The 14,670-nt window shown below is 60.9% G+C and carries 18 protein-coding genes; 16 read left to right on the top strand and 2 right to left on the bottom strand.

Translation table 11 applies throughout. The annotated features are described in order from the left end of the window. Positions 1-13: 13 nt before the first annotated feature. The 7 genes from ASC74_RS15030 to ASC74_RS15000 all read left to right on the top strand — a co-directional run bounded on the left by ASC74_RS15030 (position 14) and on the right by ASC74_RS15000 (position 5,475). Positions 14-1,144 (top strand): protein-glutamate methylesterase/protein-glutamine glutaminase, encoded by a 1,131-nt coding sequence (locus ASC74_RS15030; RefSeq protein WP_056742072.1) that lies wholly within the window; start codon positions 14-16, stop codon positions 1,142-1,144. Then, positions 1,144-1,884 carry a flagellar motor protein gene (locus ASC74_RS15025; RefSeq protein WP_056742071.1) on the top strand — a complete coding sequence of 247 codons (741 nt, stop codon included), beginning with the start codon at positions 1,144-1,146 and terminating at the stop codon, positions 1,882-1,884. Before ASC74_RS15030 ends, ASC74_RS15025 begins: the two co-directional genes overlap by 1 nt. Before the next feature lie 15 nt (positions 1,885-1,899). After that, on the top strand, positions 1,900-2,790 hold the full coding sequence (motD, locus tag ASC74_RS15020) for a flagellar motor protein MotD (protein ID WP_056742070.1): 891 nt from the start codon (positions 1,900-1,902) through the stop codon (positions 2,788-2,790). Positions 2,791-2,833: 43 nt separating this feature from the next. Further along, positions 2,834-3,622 (top strand): ParA family protein, encoded by a 789-nt coding sequence (locus ASC74_RS15015; protein WP_046046365.1) that lies wholly within the window; start codon positions 2,834-2,836, stop codon positions 3,620-3,622. Between the two features lies 1 nt (position 3,623). Further along, a complete protein-coding gene (locus ASC74_RS15010; RefSeq protein ID WP_056742069.1) occupies positions 3,624-4,508 on the top strand; it encodes a CheW domain-containing protein in 885 nt (294 codons plus the stop codon). Positions 4,509-4,596: 88 nt separating this feature from the next. Continuing rightward, on the top strand, positions 4,597-5,082 hold the full coding sequence (locus tag ASC74_RS15005) for a chemotaxis protein CheW (RefSeq protein WP_008155806.1): 486 nt from the start codon (positions 4,597-4,599) through the stop codon (positions 5,080-5,082). Continuing rightward, the gene (locus ASC74_RS15000) at positions 5,083-5,475 is read left to right on the top strand and encodes a DUF2802 domain-containing protein (protein WP_056742068.1); all 393 of its coding nucleotides are present in this window, start codon (positions 5,083-5,085) and stop codon (positions 5,473-5,475) included. It begins immediately after the preceding gene. Between the two features lie 134 nt (positions 5,476-5,609). Here the strand turns inward: ASC74_RS15000 and ASC74_RS14995 are convergent, their stop codons facing one another. After that, the gene (locus ASC74_RS14995) at positions 5,610-5,939 is read right to left on the bottom strand and encodes an EscU/YscU/HrcU family type III secretion system export apparatus switch protein (RefSeq protein ID WP_056742067.1); all 330 of its coding nucleotides are present in this window, start codon (positions 5,937-5,939) and stop codon (positions 5,610-5,612) included. Next, a complete protein-coding gene (fliK, locus tag ASC74_RS14990) occupies positions 5,936-7,510 on the bottom strand; it encodes a flagellar hook-length control protein FliK (RefSeq protein WP_056742066.1) in 1,575 nt (524 codons plus the stop codon). The genes ASC74_RS14995 and fliK overlap by 4 nt, the downstream gene beginning before the upstream one ends. A 197-nt stretch (positions 7,511-7,707) precedes the next feature. Between fliK and ccmA the strand changes: the two genes are divergently transcribed. From ccmA to ccmI, 9 genes are all read left to right on the top strand, one after another. Beyond that, positions 7,708-8,343: a cytochrome c biogenesis heme-transporting ATPase CcmA gene (ccmA, locus tag ASC74_RS14985; RefSeq protein WP_007894233.1), complete on the top strand. Its 636-nt coding sequence runs from the start codon at positions 7,708-7,710 to the stop codon at positions 8,341-8,343. Next, the gene (gene ccmB, locus ASC74_RS14980; RefSeq protein WP_008155797.1) at positions 8,340-9,008 is read left to right on the top strand and encodes a heme exporter protein CcmB; all 669 of its coding nucleotides are present in this window, start codon (positions 8,340-8,342) and stop codon (positions 9,006-9,008) included. Before ccmA ends, ccmB begins: the two co-directional genes overlap by 4 nt. A 77-nt stretch (positions 9,009-9,085) precedes the next feature. Beyond that, on the top strand, positions 9,086-9,841 hold the full coding sequence (locus ASC74_RS14975) for a heme ABC transporter permease (RefSeq protein WP_056742065.1): 756 nt from the start codon (positions 9,086-9,088) through the stop codon (positions 9,839-9,841). Next, a complete protein-coding gene (gene ccmD, locus ASC74_RS14970; RefSeq protein WP_008145547.1) occupies positions 9,838-10,014 on the top strand; it encodes a heme exporter protein CcmD in 177 nt (58 codons plus the stop codon). The genes ASC74_RS14975 and ccmD overlap by 4 nt, the downstream gene beginning before the upstream one ends. Then, the gene (gene ccmE, locus ASC74_RS14965; protein ID WP_056742064.1) at positions 10,011-10,466 is read left to right on the top strand and encodes a cytochrome c maturation protein CcmE; all 456 of its coding nucleotides are present in this window, start codon (positions 10,011-10,013) and stop codon (positions 10,464-10,466) included. The genes ccmD and ccmE overlap by 4 nt, the downstream gene beginning before the upstream one ends. Before the next feature lie 3 nt (positions 10,467-10,469). Beyond that, positions 10,470-12,458 (top strand): heme lyase CcmF/NrfE family subunit, encoded by a 1,989-nt coding sequence (locus ASC74_RS14960; protein WP_056742063.1) that lies wholly within the window; start codon positions 10,470-10,472, stop codon positions 12,456-12,458. Beyond that, positions 12,455-12,991 (top strand): DsbE family thiol:disulfide interchange protein, encoded by a 537-nt coding sequence (locus ASC74_RS14955; protein ID WP_056742062.1) that lies wholly within the window; start codon positions 12,455-12,457, stop codon positions 12,989-12,991. The genes ASC74_RS14960 and ASC74_RS14955 overlap by 4 nt, the downstream gene beginning before the upstream one ends. Beyond that, a complete protein-coding gene (locus tag ASC74_RS14950) occupies positions 12,988-13,461 on the top strand; it encodes a cytochrome c-type biogenesis protein (RefSeq protein WP_008145552.1) in 474 nt (157 codons plus the stop codon). The genes ASC74_RS14955 and ASC74_RS14950 overlap by 4 nt, the downstream gene beginning before the upstream one ends. Then, positions 13,454-14,656, top strand: a complete 1,203-nt coding sequence (gene ccmI / locus ASC74_RS14945) for a c-type cytochrome biogenesis protein CcmI (RefSeq protein WP_056742061.1) — start codon at positions 13,454-13,456, stop codon at positions 14,654-14,656. The genes ASC74_RS14950 and ccmI overlap by 8 nt, the downstream gene beginning before the upstream one ends. The last annotated feature ends 14 nt before the right edge of the window (positions 14,657-14,670 follow it).

The following is a 14,670-nucleotide window of genomic DNA, read 5'->3' as shown; positions in this document are numbered from 1 at the left end:
TAACGGAGTGTTTATGGCAGTTAAAGTCCTGGTGGTGGACGATTCGGGGTTTTTCCGCCGCCGCGTCTCGGAAATTCTTTCAGCGGATCCGAATATCCAGGTCGTCGGCACGGCGACCAACGGAAAAGAGGCGATTGATCAGGCGCTGGCCCTCAAGCCAGACGTGATCACCATGGACTACGAGATGCCGATGATGGATGGCATCACGGCGGTGCGGCACATCATGCAGCGCTGCCCGACGCCGGTGTTGATGTTCTCCTCGCTGACCCACGAAGGCGCTCGGGTAACCCTCGACGCGCTGGACGCTGGCGCGGTGGATTTCCTGCCGAAGAATTTCGAAGACATCTCCCGTAACCCCGAGAAGGTCAAGCAACTGCTGTGCGAGAAGATTCTCAGCATTTCGCGCAGTAACCGTCGCGCCAACACCTACAGCGCTCCGGCACCTGTCGCCGCACCCGCCCCGACGCCTGCACCTTCGAGCGTCAGCAGCTACGGCAGCAGTGCGCCTGCGCGTCCGGCACCGGCTCCGATTCCGGCGCGTACGCCCGCCCCGGCCTCGTCGTCGCCCGCGCCGAAACGCAAAGCTTACAAACTGGTCGCCATCGGTACGTCCACTGGCGGCCCGGTTGCCCTGCAGCGGGTTCTGACCCAATTGCCGGCCAATTTCCCCGCACCGATCGTATTGATCCAGCACATGCCGGCTGCCTTTACCAAGGCCTTCGCCGAACGTCTGGACAAGCTGTGCCGTATCAGCGTCAAGGAAGCCGAGGATGGTGACATCCTGCGTCCCGGCCTGGCGTTGCTGGCGCCGGGTGGCAAGCAAATGATGATCGACGGCCGTGGCGCGGTGAAAATCCTCCCGGGCGACGAACGTCTGAACTACAAGCCGTGCGTGGACATCACCTTTGGTTCCGCGGCCAAGACTTACGGTGACAAAGTTCTGGCGGTTGTGTTGACCGGCATGGGCGCCGACGGTCGTGAGGGCGCGCGTCTGCTCAAGCAGGGCGGCAGCTCGATCTGGGCTCAGGATGAAGCCAGCTGCGTGATCTACGGCATGCCGATGGCCATCGTCAAAGCCGAACTCGCCGATGCGGTGTACGGCCTGGACGATATTGGCAAGCATCTGGTCGAGGCCTGTATCTGATGGATGTTTTAAGCCTCATCGGGATCATCATGGCGTTCGTCGCCATCATTGGCGGCAACTACCTTGAAGGCGGCCACCTCGGCGCCCTGGCCAACGGCCCGGCGGCGTTGATCGTACTCGGTGGGACCATCGGTGCGGCGCTGTTGCAGGCGCCGATGAGCGCCTTCAAGCGCGCCATGCAGATTCTGGCCTGGATCCTGTTTCCTCCGCGCATCGACCTCGCCGGTGGCGTCGATCGCGTCGTCAGCTGGAGCCTGACCGCGCGCAAGGAAGGCCTGCTCGGCCTGGAAGGAGTAGCCGACGCCGAATCGGACAACTACTCGCGCAAAGGCCTGCAACTGCTGGTGGATGGCGCCGAGCCGGAAGCGATCCGCAGCATCCTGGAAGTGGATTTCTACACCCAGGAAAGCCGCGACATCGAAGCCGCCAAAGTCTTCGAAAGCATGGGTGGCTACGCGCCGACCATCGGCATCATCGGTGCGGTGATGGGGCTGATCCATGTGATGGGCAACCTGGCCGATCCATCGCAACTGGGTAGCGGCATTGCCGTGGCCTTCGTCGCGACCATCTACGGCGTGGCCAGTGCCAACCTGGTGCTGCTGCCGATTGCCGCCAAACTCAAGTCCGTCGCTTTGCGGCAGTCGCGTTATCGCGAAATGTTGTTGGAAGGCATTCTGTCGATCGCCGAAGGTGAAAACCCTCGCTCTATTGAGTTGAAGCTTCAGGGCTTCATGGATTGATGGGAGACATGGACCATGGCACGTCGTCGCCAACCTGAAGAACATGTAAACCATGAACGTTGGCTGGTTTCGTACGCCGACTTCATTACGTTGCTGTTCGCTTTCTTCGTCGTGATGTACTCGATCTCTTCGATCAACGAAGGCAAGTACAAGGTTATTTCCGAGGCGCTGATCGGGGTGTTTACCGATTCCGATCGCGCCCTCAAGCCGATCCCGATCGGCGACGAGCGACCGAAGACCGTGACCCCGGCCAAGCCGCTGGTTAAAGACGCCGAGCAGGTCGACGCCGGTATCGCGGGTGTCAGCGATCCGCTCAAAAGCATCGCCGACGACATCAGCGCCGCGTTCGGCGACCTGATCAGCTCCAACCAGATGACCATTCGCGGCAATGAGCTGTGGGTTGAGATCGAACTCAATTCCAGCCTGTTGTTCGGCAGCGGCGACGCCATGCCCAGCGACATCGCGTTCAACATCATCGACAAGGTTGCCGCGATTCTGAAGCCGTTCGACAACCCGATTCACGTCGAAGGCTTCACTGACGATCAACCGATCCGCACCGCGCAGTACCCGACCAACTGGGAGCTGTCCTCGGCCCGTTCGGCGAGCATCGTGCGCATGCTGGCGATGCAGGGTGTGAACCCCGGTCGTCTGGCGTCGGTGGGTTACGGCGAGTTCCAGCCAGTGGCCAACAACGCCACTGCCGAGGGCCGGGCGCGTAACCGTCGCGTGGTGCTGGTGGTGTCACGAAATCTCGATGTACGCCGCAGCCTCACGGGCACCGGAACCGCCAATGCGAAACCGGATGCCGCGTTGAAGCGTGCTGGCACACAAACTGCACCGACCCCGGTCAAGTCGCCGGGACGAGAGAGTGCCGTCAATTCTCCGTCACCCGCATTAATACGTTGAGCTTTTCCTCGGTCGACCATTTCGACCGGGAGGAATAATCCGAATGAGAGTCTGGGCAGTCGCCAATCAAAAGGGTGGTGTTGGTAAAACCACTTCCTCTATCGCTTTAGCCGGTTTGCTGGCCGAGGCGGGCAAGCGCGTGGTTGTGGTCGATCTCGACCCCCACGGCTCCATGACCAGCTACTTCGGTTACGACCCCGACAGCCTGGAACACAGCAGCTACGACCTGTTCCTGCACAAGGGCAGTGTGCCGCAAGGCCTGCCCGGTCAATTGTTGTTGCCCACCAGCCACGAAAGTATTTCCCTGTTGCCATCGAGCACTGCACTCGCGACCCTCGAGCGCCAGTCGCCGGGGCAGAGTGGCCTGGGCCTGGTGATTGCCAAGAGCCTGGCGCAACTTTGGCAGGACTTCGATTACGCCGTGATCGACAGCCCGCCGTTGCTCGGCGTGCTGATGGTCAATGCCTTGGCGGCGAGCCAGCAATTGGTGATTCCGGTGCAGACCGAACACCTGGCGGTCAAAGGCCTGGAGCGCATGGTCAATACCCTGGCGATGATCAACCGTTCGCGTAAACAGGCGCTGCCGTTCAGCATCGTGCCGACCCTGTTCGACCGCCGCACGCAGGCGTCGCTTGGAACGCTGCGGGTGCTGCGCGACAAATACCCGGAAGAAATCTGGCAGGGCTACATTCCAGTCGATACCCGCTTGCGCGACGCCAGCCGTGCCGGCGTGACCCCTTCGCAGTTCGACGGCAAGAGCCGTGGCGTGCTGGCTTATCGCGCGTTGCTCAAGCATTTGCTGGCCGCACAACTTGTTCCGCAGGTGGCGTGAGATGAACCGCCCGGTAAAAATCACCTCGCGCCCGCAACTGGCTCTCCAGTCCTATCTGGACAGCTTGCTGATGGAGGCGACTGAAGAGTTGCCGCCGGAAATCGAAGCGCTGGTTGAAATCGTTGAGGTTGTTGAAGCGGTCGAAGTTGAAGCTGCGCTGGACGAGTTCCAGGCAGCGGTGCTCGAAGAGCAGGCTCGCGATGCGCAGAAACCCGCCGTGGTTGCCGCGCCGGTAGCAGCGCCCGTGGCGAAAGCACCGGTAGCCGTGATCGAAGCACCAGCGCCGGTTCTCGCGCCGGTATCGACCATCGCACCGTTGCTGCAAGCCTTGGTGCCGCCGGTGGTCGAAGTCCACCTGCCACCGAGCAACACGCCACCACCCGTGGAAACCGATGGTCGTCCGTCCTGGGCCGCCGAACCGTTCGAATGCCTGTTGTTCGATGTCGCCGGGTTGACCCTGGCCGTGCCGCTGGTGTGCCTGGGCTCGATTTATTCTTTGGCCGGTCACGAGCTGACACCGCTGTTCGGTCAGCCGGAGTGGTTCCTCGGGATCCTGCCAAGCCAGGCCGGCAACCTGAAAGTATTGGACACCGCGCGTTGGGTCATGCCTGACCGCTACCGCGACGATTTCCGTCAGGGCCTGCAATACGTTATTTCGGTTCAGGGCTACGAGTGGGGGCTGGCGGTGCATCAGGTCAGCCGCTCATTGCGCCTGGACCCGAACGAAATCAAATGGAGAAGTCATCGAGGTCAGCGGCCATGGCTCGCCGGCACGGTGATTGAGCACATGTGTGCGCTGCTGGACGTTTCCGCCCTGGCCGAGTTGATCGCCAGCGGCGGGGCAAAGCACATGGGCGGCATCAAGCCGCTACACAAACCGACATAGCTGCCGACATAACAAGTATGCGACGGCATTGTTGAATGCCGCCAACAGAACACACACCGCCAGAAGCGGTTTTTCGAGGGGTCAGGGTATGAGTAATCAAGCGACGAATGCAAAAGGTTCTGAAGATCCGATCCTGCAATGGGTAACCTTCAAACTGGACAATGAAACCTACGGCATCAACGTGATGCGCGTTCAGGAAGTCCTGCGTTACACCGAAATCGCCCCGGTCCCGGGTGCCCCGAGTTACGTGCTGGGCATCATCAACCTGCGCGGTAACGTGGTCACCGTGATCGACACCCGTCAGCGCTTCGGCCTGATGAATGCCGAGATCAGCGACAACACCCGTATCGTCATCATCGAAGCCGACAAGCAAGTCGTCGGGATCATGGTCGACAGCGTGGCCGAAGTGGTTTACCTGCGTCAGTCGGAAATCGAGACCGCGCCGAACGTCGGTAACGAAGAGTCCGCCAAGTTCATTCAAGGCGTGTGCAACAAGAACAACGAACTGCTGATCCTGGTCGAGCTGGACAAGATGATGAGCGAAGAAGAATGGTCGGACCTGGAGAATATCTGATTGATTCTTGAGGTAGCGGTCATTGTCCTGTTCCTCTTCTGGGCAGGCACGCTGGCGATGTTTCTGGCGTACATACGAGGCCAACGACTGATCGCCGCGCAACAGGCTCAGGGCGATGCGCTGCGCGATCAGCGCATCAAGGACCTGGCCAAGCGCGTCGAGGACTACCAAAGCGGCAATGTGCGCATGGGTGAAGACCTGCACGAACTGCGCGCAGTGGTTGGCCCGTTGCCGGACAAACTGGCGCAGCTGGAACAGCGCGATCCGTCGAGCCTGTCGTTTGCCCAGGCGGCAAAACTGGTCGGTATGGGCGCGAGCGTCGATGAACTGACTCAGTCTTGTGGCTTGACCCAGGCTGAGGCGGAGTTGATGAGTAAGCTTCACAAGAACTGATTGTTGCGATTGCGTTGAGATCGCTATTCGCGAGCAAGCCCGCTCCCACAGTGGATCGGTGGTGGACACAGAATGTGTAAACGCCGCCAATCCACTGTGGGAGCGGGCTTGCTCGCGAAGGCGTCCTTGAAACCTCAGTAATCATCCCCGCGATCGGTAATGTCCTTCTCGACCATCGGCGCATCCGGATCCTGCCCCTCGGGAAACTTACCCTTCAAATTCCACGCAAACGCAATAATCTCCGCAATCGTGCGATACAACTCCTCCGGAATACTTTCCCCCAATTCCATCCGCGCCAGCAGCTTCACCAACTCGGCGTTTTCGTAGATGGGCACTTCATAATCGCGGGCAATCTTCAGAATGGCTTCGGCCAGTGCTTCGTCACCTTTGGCCGTGAGGGTAGGGGCGTGGTTGCCGTCGTACTTGAGGGCGATGGCCTGGCGCGGGGTGTTGGGGTTTTTCATGCGGTTTCGTCGACCCAGCGTTGTTCGAGGCGAGTTTGGGGGCCTTGTGGCGGTGTGCCGAGGTGACAATCGAGATCGCCGACATTCAGGCCGGACGCCAGCAGACGCTGGCGCAGTTCGGCCAGGTTACTTTCGATCAGGCTGGCGGTGTAAGGGCGTTCGGCCCACAGCTGGCTGGACAGGCTGCCTTTGATCAGTTGTGCCTGAATCTGCAACGGGCCCAAGGGCTCCATGTCGAACGCCAGGTCCACTCTCCACAATTGTTGTTTGGGTTCGCGCTCGTCGCGGCGTTCGTTTTGCTGTTCTTTCTCGGGCGCTTCTTCGCGCTGGAACTTGACCTGCAACGGCACGATGTCCTGCAGATTGCGCATCGGGATTTCCAGTTGCCAGGTGCTCATCAACCGACCGTCGTCAGTCACGCCGGTCTGTTCCAGGCTCGACAGTTGATGGCTTTGCAGGCGCGAAACGGCCGCTGCTGCCAAACGCAGCAAGTGCTCGAGATCGCCTTCGCCGTCCATGCTTTGGAGTAGGCGCTCGGGCAGCGGGAAGCTGGTTGGCTGCGGTTTGGCGCTGACCTGACCGAGCATGCCGAGGGCGCTGCGTACGAAGTTCGGCATGGCCTGGGCCAGTGTGTTGGCGGCAATGATCGCGTTGAGATTGGTGTTGGCCGGCAGGCCTGGCGTCAATTGTGCGATCAGCTTGAGCAGATCGCCTTTCATGTCCGGGGCCAGCGTCGGGTTCTGACCGCTGAGCAGTTTGGCTTCAAGGAACAGCCCGCTATTGGCCAGCGCCTGGGCCAGCCCCTTTGGCGTGCTGAGTTGTTGAACATCGGGCAGGTCGGCGAGCAACTTGTCGACGGCAGCGCGCAGATCACTGGACGTCTGGTTTGAGGACGGCAGGTTTTGCAGGAGTTTGAGCAAGCCATCCAGCGAACCTTGGCGGCTCTGTTGACTGACCAGTTGTTGGGTTACCGCCAATTGCTCCTGGCGGCTGCTCAATGGCACGAACTTCAGCGTCTGGGTGTCCTGCACCAGCGCGCTCAGCAAGGTGCCGATGCGCAGCGGCGTCGGGCTGTCGATGCTCAGGGTGCTGCCGCTCAACGCGGTGTTGAGCAAGCTCACCATCGAGCGGAACACCGTCGGCTGGCCCGGCACCTGCGGCAACACCTGGGAGGTCAGCACTTTGCCTTGCAGCAGCGTGCCGACCGGCAGTTGCGCGGTGTCGATACGGGTGATGGTGGCAACGCTGGAGGCGATGGCCTGTTGCACGGTGACGGCCAGATTACCCGCCGACGGCTGGGTGATCGCCAGGCTGGTGCCCTGAGGCAGCGGCTGGGTGCTGGTGGCCTGGACCGTGGTCTGACGACCACTGTCGAGGGTGACCTTGAGCAACAGTTGAAAGGTCTGATCCGCCTGCTTGAGTGACAGCACTTCGGCCTTGGCGGTCTGGCCCGCAGTGATCAGGCCCTCCATCGGCGTCAGTAACTTCAGCAGGTCGCCACTCACCACCAGCGGCCGCGAAGTCGCGGGGGTGGTCTGCGGTAGCGGGAGGATGTTCATTTCGCCTGTCATACGCGGTCACAACCTGAGGAAATTGCCCTCTTTAGAGTAGGGCATGGCATGTATAATGCCGCCCCGTTGTATCCGGGGCGCTGAAAACATTTCAAATACTTGATCCAGCTCCTTAGAACGGGCCGCCAATGCATTTATCCTGCATATCTTTAACGGCCGCTCCACTGCCGACTTGAACCCAAAAGGCCCGTGATCTCTTGACCAGTCCTGTCCTGCAAACCGTTGCCCTCGCCTGTGAGCGAGACCTTCGGCTGCTCTTCGAAAATCTCGAATTGAGACTGGCCAGTGGCGAAATGTTGCAAATCAGCGGCCCCAACGGCAGTGGCAAAACCAGCCTTTTACGTCTGCTTTGCGGTCTGATGCAGCCGACTGCCGGTCAGGTGCTGCTCAACGGTCAGCCACTGAACGAGCAACGCTTTGAGCTGGCGCGCAACCTGCTGTGGATCGGCCATGCCGCCGGGATCAAGGATCTGCTGACGCCGGAAGAGAATCTGAGCTGGCTGTGCGCCTTGCATCAACCGGCCTCTCATGAGGCGATCTGGCAGGCGCTGACGGCGGTCGGACTGCGCGGTTTCGAGGATGTTCCTTGCCACACGCTGTCTGCCGGGCAGCAACGCCGGGTCGCGTTGGCGCGGTTGTACCTGGAAAGCCCGCCGCTATGGATCCTCGATGAGCCTTTCACCGCGCTCGACAAACAAGGCGTGGCGCAACTCGAAGAACACCTGGCCGCACACTGCGAGCGCGGTGGCATGGTGGTCTTGACCACTCACCACACGCTGACCCGGATGCCGGCCGGCTATCGCGACATTGATCTGGGGAACTGGGCCGTATGAGTGTTTTCGGCCTGTTGGTCGCCCGTGAGGCCCGATTGCTGTTCCGCCGTCCTGCGGAGCTGGCCAATCCGCTGGTATTCTTCGCGATTGTCGTTTCCCTGTTCCCGTTGGCGGTCGGACCCGAGTCTCAATTGTTGCAAACCTTGTCTCCGGGACTGGTCTGGGTAGCGGCCCTTTTATCGGTTTTGCTCTCGCTGGACGGGCTTTTCCGCAGTGATTTCGAAGATGGATCGCTTGAACAGTGGGTCCTTTCGTCGCACCCCCTGCCTCTTCTGGTTTTGGCCAAGGTGCTGGCACACTGGTCCTTCTCTGGCCTGGCACTGGTTTTGCTCGCTCCATTGCTGGCATTGATGCTCGGTTTGCCAACCGCCTGTCTGCCGGTGTTGCTGCTTTCATTGTTGCTGGGTACACCGGTGCTAAGCCTGCTCGGTGCGGTGGGCGCAGCCCTGACGGTGGGATTGAAGCGCGGTGGCCTGTTGCTGGCGCTGCTGATCCTGCCGTTGTACATCCCGGTGTTGATTCTCGGCAGTGGCGCCTTGCAGGCGGCATTGCAGGGCATGCCGGCGACCGGTTATCTCCTGTGGCTTGGTAGCCTGACCGCTCTGGCGATAACCCTGACACCTTTTGCAATAGCTGCTGGCCTGAAGATCAGCGTCGGCGAATAATGAGGTCTGGTTGTTTTTTAACCAGTAAAGACCCTGGCTGCTCGTGATGGCGAGCAGCAACCGTGATGGAAACAGTAATGAACTGGACTTGGTTTCATAAGCTCGGCTCGCCCAAATGGTTTTACGGCATCAGCGGCAAACTGCTGCCGTGGCTGAGTGTCGCGGCGTTGCTGCTGATCAGCATTGGTGTAGTGTGGGGCCTGGCCTTCGCGCCGCCGGACTACCAGCAAGGCAACAGCTTTCGCATCATTTATATCCACGTTCCGGCCGCCATGCTGGCCCAGTCCATCTACGTGATGCTGGCCGTGTGCGGCATCGTCGGGCTGGTGTGGAAGATGAAGCTGGCCGACGTCGCCCTGCAATGCGCGGCGCCCATCGGCGCCTGGATGACCGCCGTGGCGCTGGTCACCGGCGCGATCTGGGGCAAACCGACCTGGGGCTCGTGGTGGGTCTGGGATGCACGACTTACGTCCATGCTTATTCTGCTGTTTCTGTACTTCGGTCTTATTGCGCTGGGCAATGCGATCAGCAATCGTGACAGTGCCGCCAAGGCCTGCGCGGTATTGGCGATTGTCGGCGTGATCAACATCCCGATCATCAAATACTCGGTGGAGTGGTGGAACACCCTGCACCAGGGCGCGACGTTCACCCTCACCGAAAAACCGGCGATGCCCGCCGAGATGTGGCTGCCACTGCTGCTGACGGTGCTGGGTTTCTACTGTTTCTTCGGCGCGGTGTTGCTGCTGCGCATGCGCCTTGAAGTGCTCAAGCGCGAAGCCCGCGCCAGTTGGGTCAAGGCCGAAGTGCAGAACAGTCTGGAGGCCGCTCGATGAGTTTTGCTTCATTCGGCGACTTCCTCGCCATGGGCCATCATGCCCTGTATGTCTGGTCAGCCTATGGCATCTGCCTGGCGGTGCTGGCCCTCAACGTGGCGGCGCCGATCCTGGCCCGCAAGCGGTATCTGCAACAAGAGGCGCGTCGTTTGCGCCGGGAGAACGGCAAGTGAATCCGCTGCGCAAAAAGCGTCTTATCATCATTCTCGCGATCCTGGTCGGTGTCGGTGCTGCCGTCGGCCTGGCCCTGAGCGCCCTGCAGCAGAACATCAATCTGTTTTACACCCCGACCCAGATCGCCAACGGCGAAGCCCCGCAAGACACGCGGATCCGCGCTGGCGGCATGGTCGAGAAAGGTTCGCTGCAACGTTCCGGCGATTCGCTGGACGTGAAATTCGTCGTCACCGACTTCAGTAAATCCGTGACCATCAGCTACCGCGGCATCCTTCCGGACCTGTTCCGCGAAGGGCAGGGCATCGTTGCCCTGGGCAAGCTCAACGCCGACGGCGTGGTGGTGGCCGACGAAGTGCTGGCCAAGCACGACGAGAAGTACATGCCGCCAGAAGTGACCAAGGCTTTGAAAGACAGCGGTCAATCTGCTCCAACGCCCGCGAAGGAGGGTTGATCGATGACGTCCGGACTCTATATTCCTGAACTCGGCCATCTGGCCATGATTCTGGCGCTGTGTTTCGCGCTGGTTCAGGCCGTGGTGCCGTTGCTTGGTGCCTGGCGCGGTGACCGCTTGTGGATGAGCCTCGCTCAACCAGCGGCTTGGGGCCAGTTCGCGTTTCTGCTGTTCTCCTTCGGTTGCCTGACTTACGCCTTCATGTCCGACGATTTCTCCGTCGCCTACGTCGCCAGCAACTCCAACAGCGCCTTGCCGTGGTACTACAAGTTCAGCGCGGTGTGGGGCGCTCACGAAGGGTCGTTGCTGCTGTGGGCGTTGATCCTCGGCGGCTGGACCTTCGCGGTGTCGGTGTTCTCCCGGCAGTTGCCGCAAGTGATGCTGGCGCGGGTTTTGGCGGTGATGGGCATGATCAGCACCGGCTTCCTGCTGTTCCTGATCCTTACCTCGAACCCTTTCGCCCGCATCCTGCCGCAGATTCCTGCGGACGGTCGTGACCTCAATCCCTTGCTGCAAGACATCGGCCTGATCGTTCACCCGCCGATGTTGTACATGGGCTATGTCGGTTTCTCCGTGGCGTTCGCTTTCGCCATCGCTGCATTGCTGGGCGGTCGTCTTGATGCGGCGTGGGCCCGCTGGTCCCGCCCGTGGACCATCGTCGCCTGGGCTTTCCTCGGTATCGGCATCACCCTCGGTTCATGGTGGGCGTACTACGAACTCGGCTGGGGCGGCTGGTGGTTCTGGGATCCGGTGGAAAACGCCTCCTTCATGCCTTGGCTGGTGGGTACGGCGCTGATTCACTCGTTGGCGGTCACGGAAAAACGTGGCGTGTTCAAGAGCTGGACCGTGTTGCTGGCCATCGCTGCCTTCTCGCTGAGCTTGCTGGGGACCTTCCTCGTGCGTTCCGGCGTGCTGACGTCGGTTCACGCCTTTGCGTCCGACCCTGAGCGCGGTGTGTTCATCCTGATTTTCCTGCTGTTCGTGGTCGGTGGCTCGCTGACGCTGTTTGCCCTGCGCGCTCCCGTGGTGAAGAGCCACGTTGGCTTCAACCTCTGGTCCCGGGAAACTCTGCTGCTGGGTAACAACTTGGTGCTGGTGGTGGCGGCCTCGATGATTTTGCTGGGCACGTTGTATCCGCTGATTCTCGATGCGATGACCGGCGCCAAGCTGTCGGTCGGCCCGCCGTACTTCAACGCACTGTTCATCCCGTTGATGGCCTTGCTGATGATGGTGATGGCAGTCGGCATGCTGGTGCGCTGGAAAGACACTCCGGTCAAATGGCTGGTGAGCATGCTGACGCCGGTGTTGCTCGGCAGCGCCGCTTTAGCCGTGGTAGCGGGTGTCGCTTATGGCGATTTCAACTGGGCGGTGATCGCGACCTTCATGCTCGCTGCCTGGGTATTACTGGCCGGTGTGCGTGACATCTTCGACAAGACTCGCCACAAAGGCCTGATCAAAGGCCTGCCGACCCTGACCCGCAGTTATTGGGGCATGCAGGTCGCTCACCTCGGCATCGCCGTGTGTGCCCTCGGCGTCGTGCTGTCGAGCCAGAACAGTGCCGAGCGCGACCTGCGTCTGGCGCCGGGTGAGTCCATGGACCTGGCCGGTTACCACTTCGTGTTCGAAGGCGCCAAGCACTTCGAAGGCCCGAACTTCACCTCCGACAAAGGCACCGTAAGGGTGATCCGCGACGGCAAGGAAGTCAGCGTGCTGCACCCGGAAAAACGCCTCTACACCGTGCAGAACTCGGTGATGACCGAAGCCGGGATCGACGCTGGTTTCACCCGCGACCTCTACGTCGCACTCGGCGAACCGTTGGGCGATGGCGCCTGGGCCGTTCGCGTCCACGTCAAACCGTTCGTACGCTGGATCTGGTTCGGTGGTCTGCTCACCGGTTTGGGCGGGTTGCTGGCGGCGTTGGATCGCCGTTACCGGGTCAAGGTGAAAAGCCGTGTGCGTGAAGCACTGGGCATGACGGGAGCCACGGCATGAGACGTTGGTTGATGCTGTTGCCACTGGTGATTTTTCTGGTGGTGGCTGTTTTCCTTTACCGCGGGCTCTATCTGGACCCGGCCGAGCTGCCTTCGGCGATGATCAACAAGCCGTTCCCGGAGTTTTCCCTGCCGGCCGTGCAGGGCGACAAAACCCTGACCAAGGCGGACATTCTGGGTAAACCAGCGCTGGTTAACGTCTGGGGCACCTGGTGCATTTCTTGCCGGGTCGAGCACCCGGTGCTGAATAAACTGGCCGAGAAGGGCGTGGTGATCTACGGCATCAACTACAAGGACGTCAACGCTGACGCCTTGAAGTGGCTGGTGGAATTTCACAACCCGTACGAGCTGGACATCCGTGACGATGAAGGTACTTTGGGTTTGAACCTGGGTGTGTACGGCGCTCCGGAAACTTTCTTCATCGACGCCAAGGGCATCATCCGCGACAAGTTCGTTGGCGTGATCGACGAACAGGTCTGGCGCGAAAAACTGGCCGCCAAGTATCAGGCGCTGGTTGATGAGGCCAAGCCATGAAGCGCTGGATAGCCGCCGCGGTATTGGGTTTGAGCATGGCCGGCGTGGCGCACGCGGCCATCGACACCTACGAGTTCGCCAAAGAAGGTGACCGTGAGCGTTTTCGCGAGCTGACCAAAGAGCTGCGTTGCCCCAAGTGTCAGAATCAGGACATTGCCGATTCCAATGCACCGATCGCCGCTGACCTGCGCAAAGAGATTTTTCGCATGCTCGGCGAGGGCAAGGACAATCAGCAGATCATCGACTTCATGGTCGACCGCTACGGTGATTTCGTCCGCTACAAACCCGCTCTGAACGCCAAGACTGCTGTGCTCTGGTTCGGCCCTGCCGGCCTGTTGCTGGGCGGTTTTGTGATCATCGCCGTGATCGTCCGCCGTCGTCGCGTGCAACGCGCTGACACCAAGGATGAGCTTTCCGCCGAGGAGCGTGAGCGCCTCGACCACCTGTTGGATAAAACCAAGAATGATTGATTTCTGGCTCGCTGCAGGTCTGCTACTTCTGGTTGCCCTGAGTTTTCTGCTGATCCCTGTTCTGCGTGGCCGCCGCGCCCAGCTTGAAGAGGATCGTACGGCCCTGAACGTCGCGCTGTATCAGGAACGCGTGGCTGAGTTGCAGACTCAGCAGGAAGAGGGCGTTCTCGACGCCGCGCAAATGGACACCGGTCGCGCCGAAGCCGCCCGTGAATTGCTCGCCGACACCGAAGGCGTCGAGGCGCCGCGCGTATCCCGCCTGGGCAAGCCGTGGCCGTTGCTGGCGGCGATTCTGGTGCCGGTGTTGGGCCTTGGCCTGTACCTGCATTTCGGGGCGAGCGACAAGGTCGAACTGACCCGCGAATTCTCCCAGGCGCCGCAGTCGATGGAAGAGATGACCCGCCGCCTGGAGCGTGCAGTCGCGGCTCAGCCGGACTCGGCTGAAGGCCTGTATTTCCTCGGTCGCACCTACATGGCTCAGGATCGCCCTGGCGATGCGGCGAAGATCTTCGAACGCACGGTGAGCCTGGCTGGTCGTCAGCCGGAACTGTTGGGCCAATGGGCGCAGGCCCAGTACTTCGCCGATGGCAAGAAGTGGTCGGACAAGGTTCAGGCCCTGACCGACGAAGCACTCAAAGCCGATCCGAAAGAAGTCACCAGTCTTGGGTTGCTCGGTATTGCTGCCTTTGAAAGCCAGCGTTATCAGGACGCCATCGACTACTGGAATCGCCTGCTGGTGCAACTGCCGCCGGAGGACAGTTCCCGCGCCGCGCTGCAAGGCGGCATCACTCGGGCCACCGAGAAACTCGAAGCCAGCGGCGGCAAGGTGGCCCAGGCGCCAGCCGCCAAGGTTGCGGCATTGCTCAAGGTGCGCGTGGATCTGGCGCCAGAGCTGAAAGCCAAGGTCCAGCCCGGCGACAGCGTATTCATCTTCGCCCGCGCCACCGCAGGGCCTCCGGCACCCTTGGCCGCCAAACGGCTGACCGTGGCCGACTTGCCGGCGACCGTTGAGCTGGGCGACGCCGACGCAATGATGCCGCAGTTGAAACTGTCGAACTTCCCTGAAGTCCAACTGGTTGCACGCATCTCCCGCGCCGGCAAACCCACTGCCGGCGAATGGATCGGTCGCAGCCAGCCTCTGGCCAGCAGCACCACTGCGCAGCAAACACTGACCATCGACAGCCCGGACAAATGACAGGAATCGCCACT

The organism is Pseudomonas sp. Root329, from assembly GCF_001424925.1.
Taxonomy (GTDB): Bacteria; Pseudomonadota; Gammaproteobacteria; order Pseudomonadales; family Pseudomonadaceae; genus Aquipseudomonas; species Aquipseudomonas arabinosi.
This window is presented reverse-complemented; position numbering and strand designations above follow the sequence as displayed.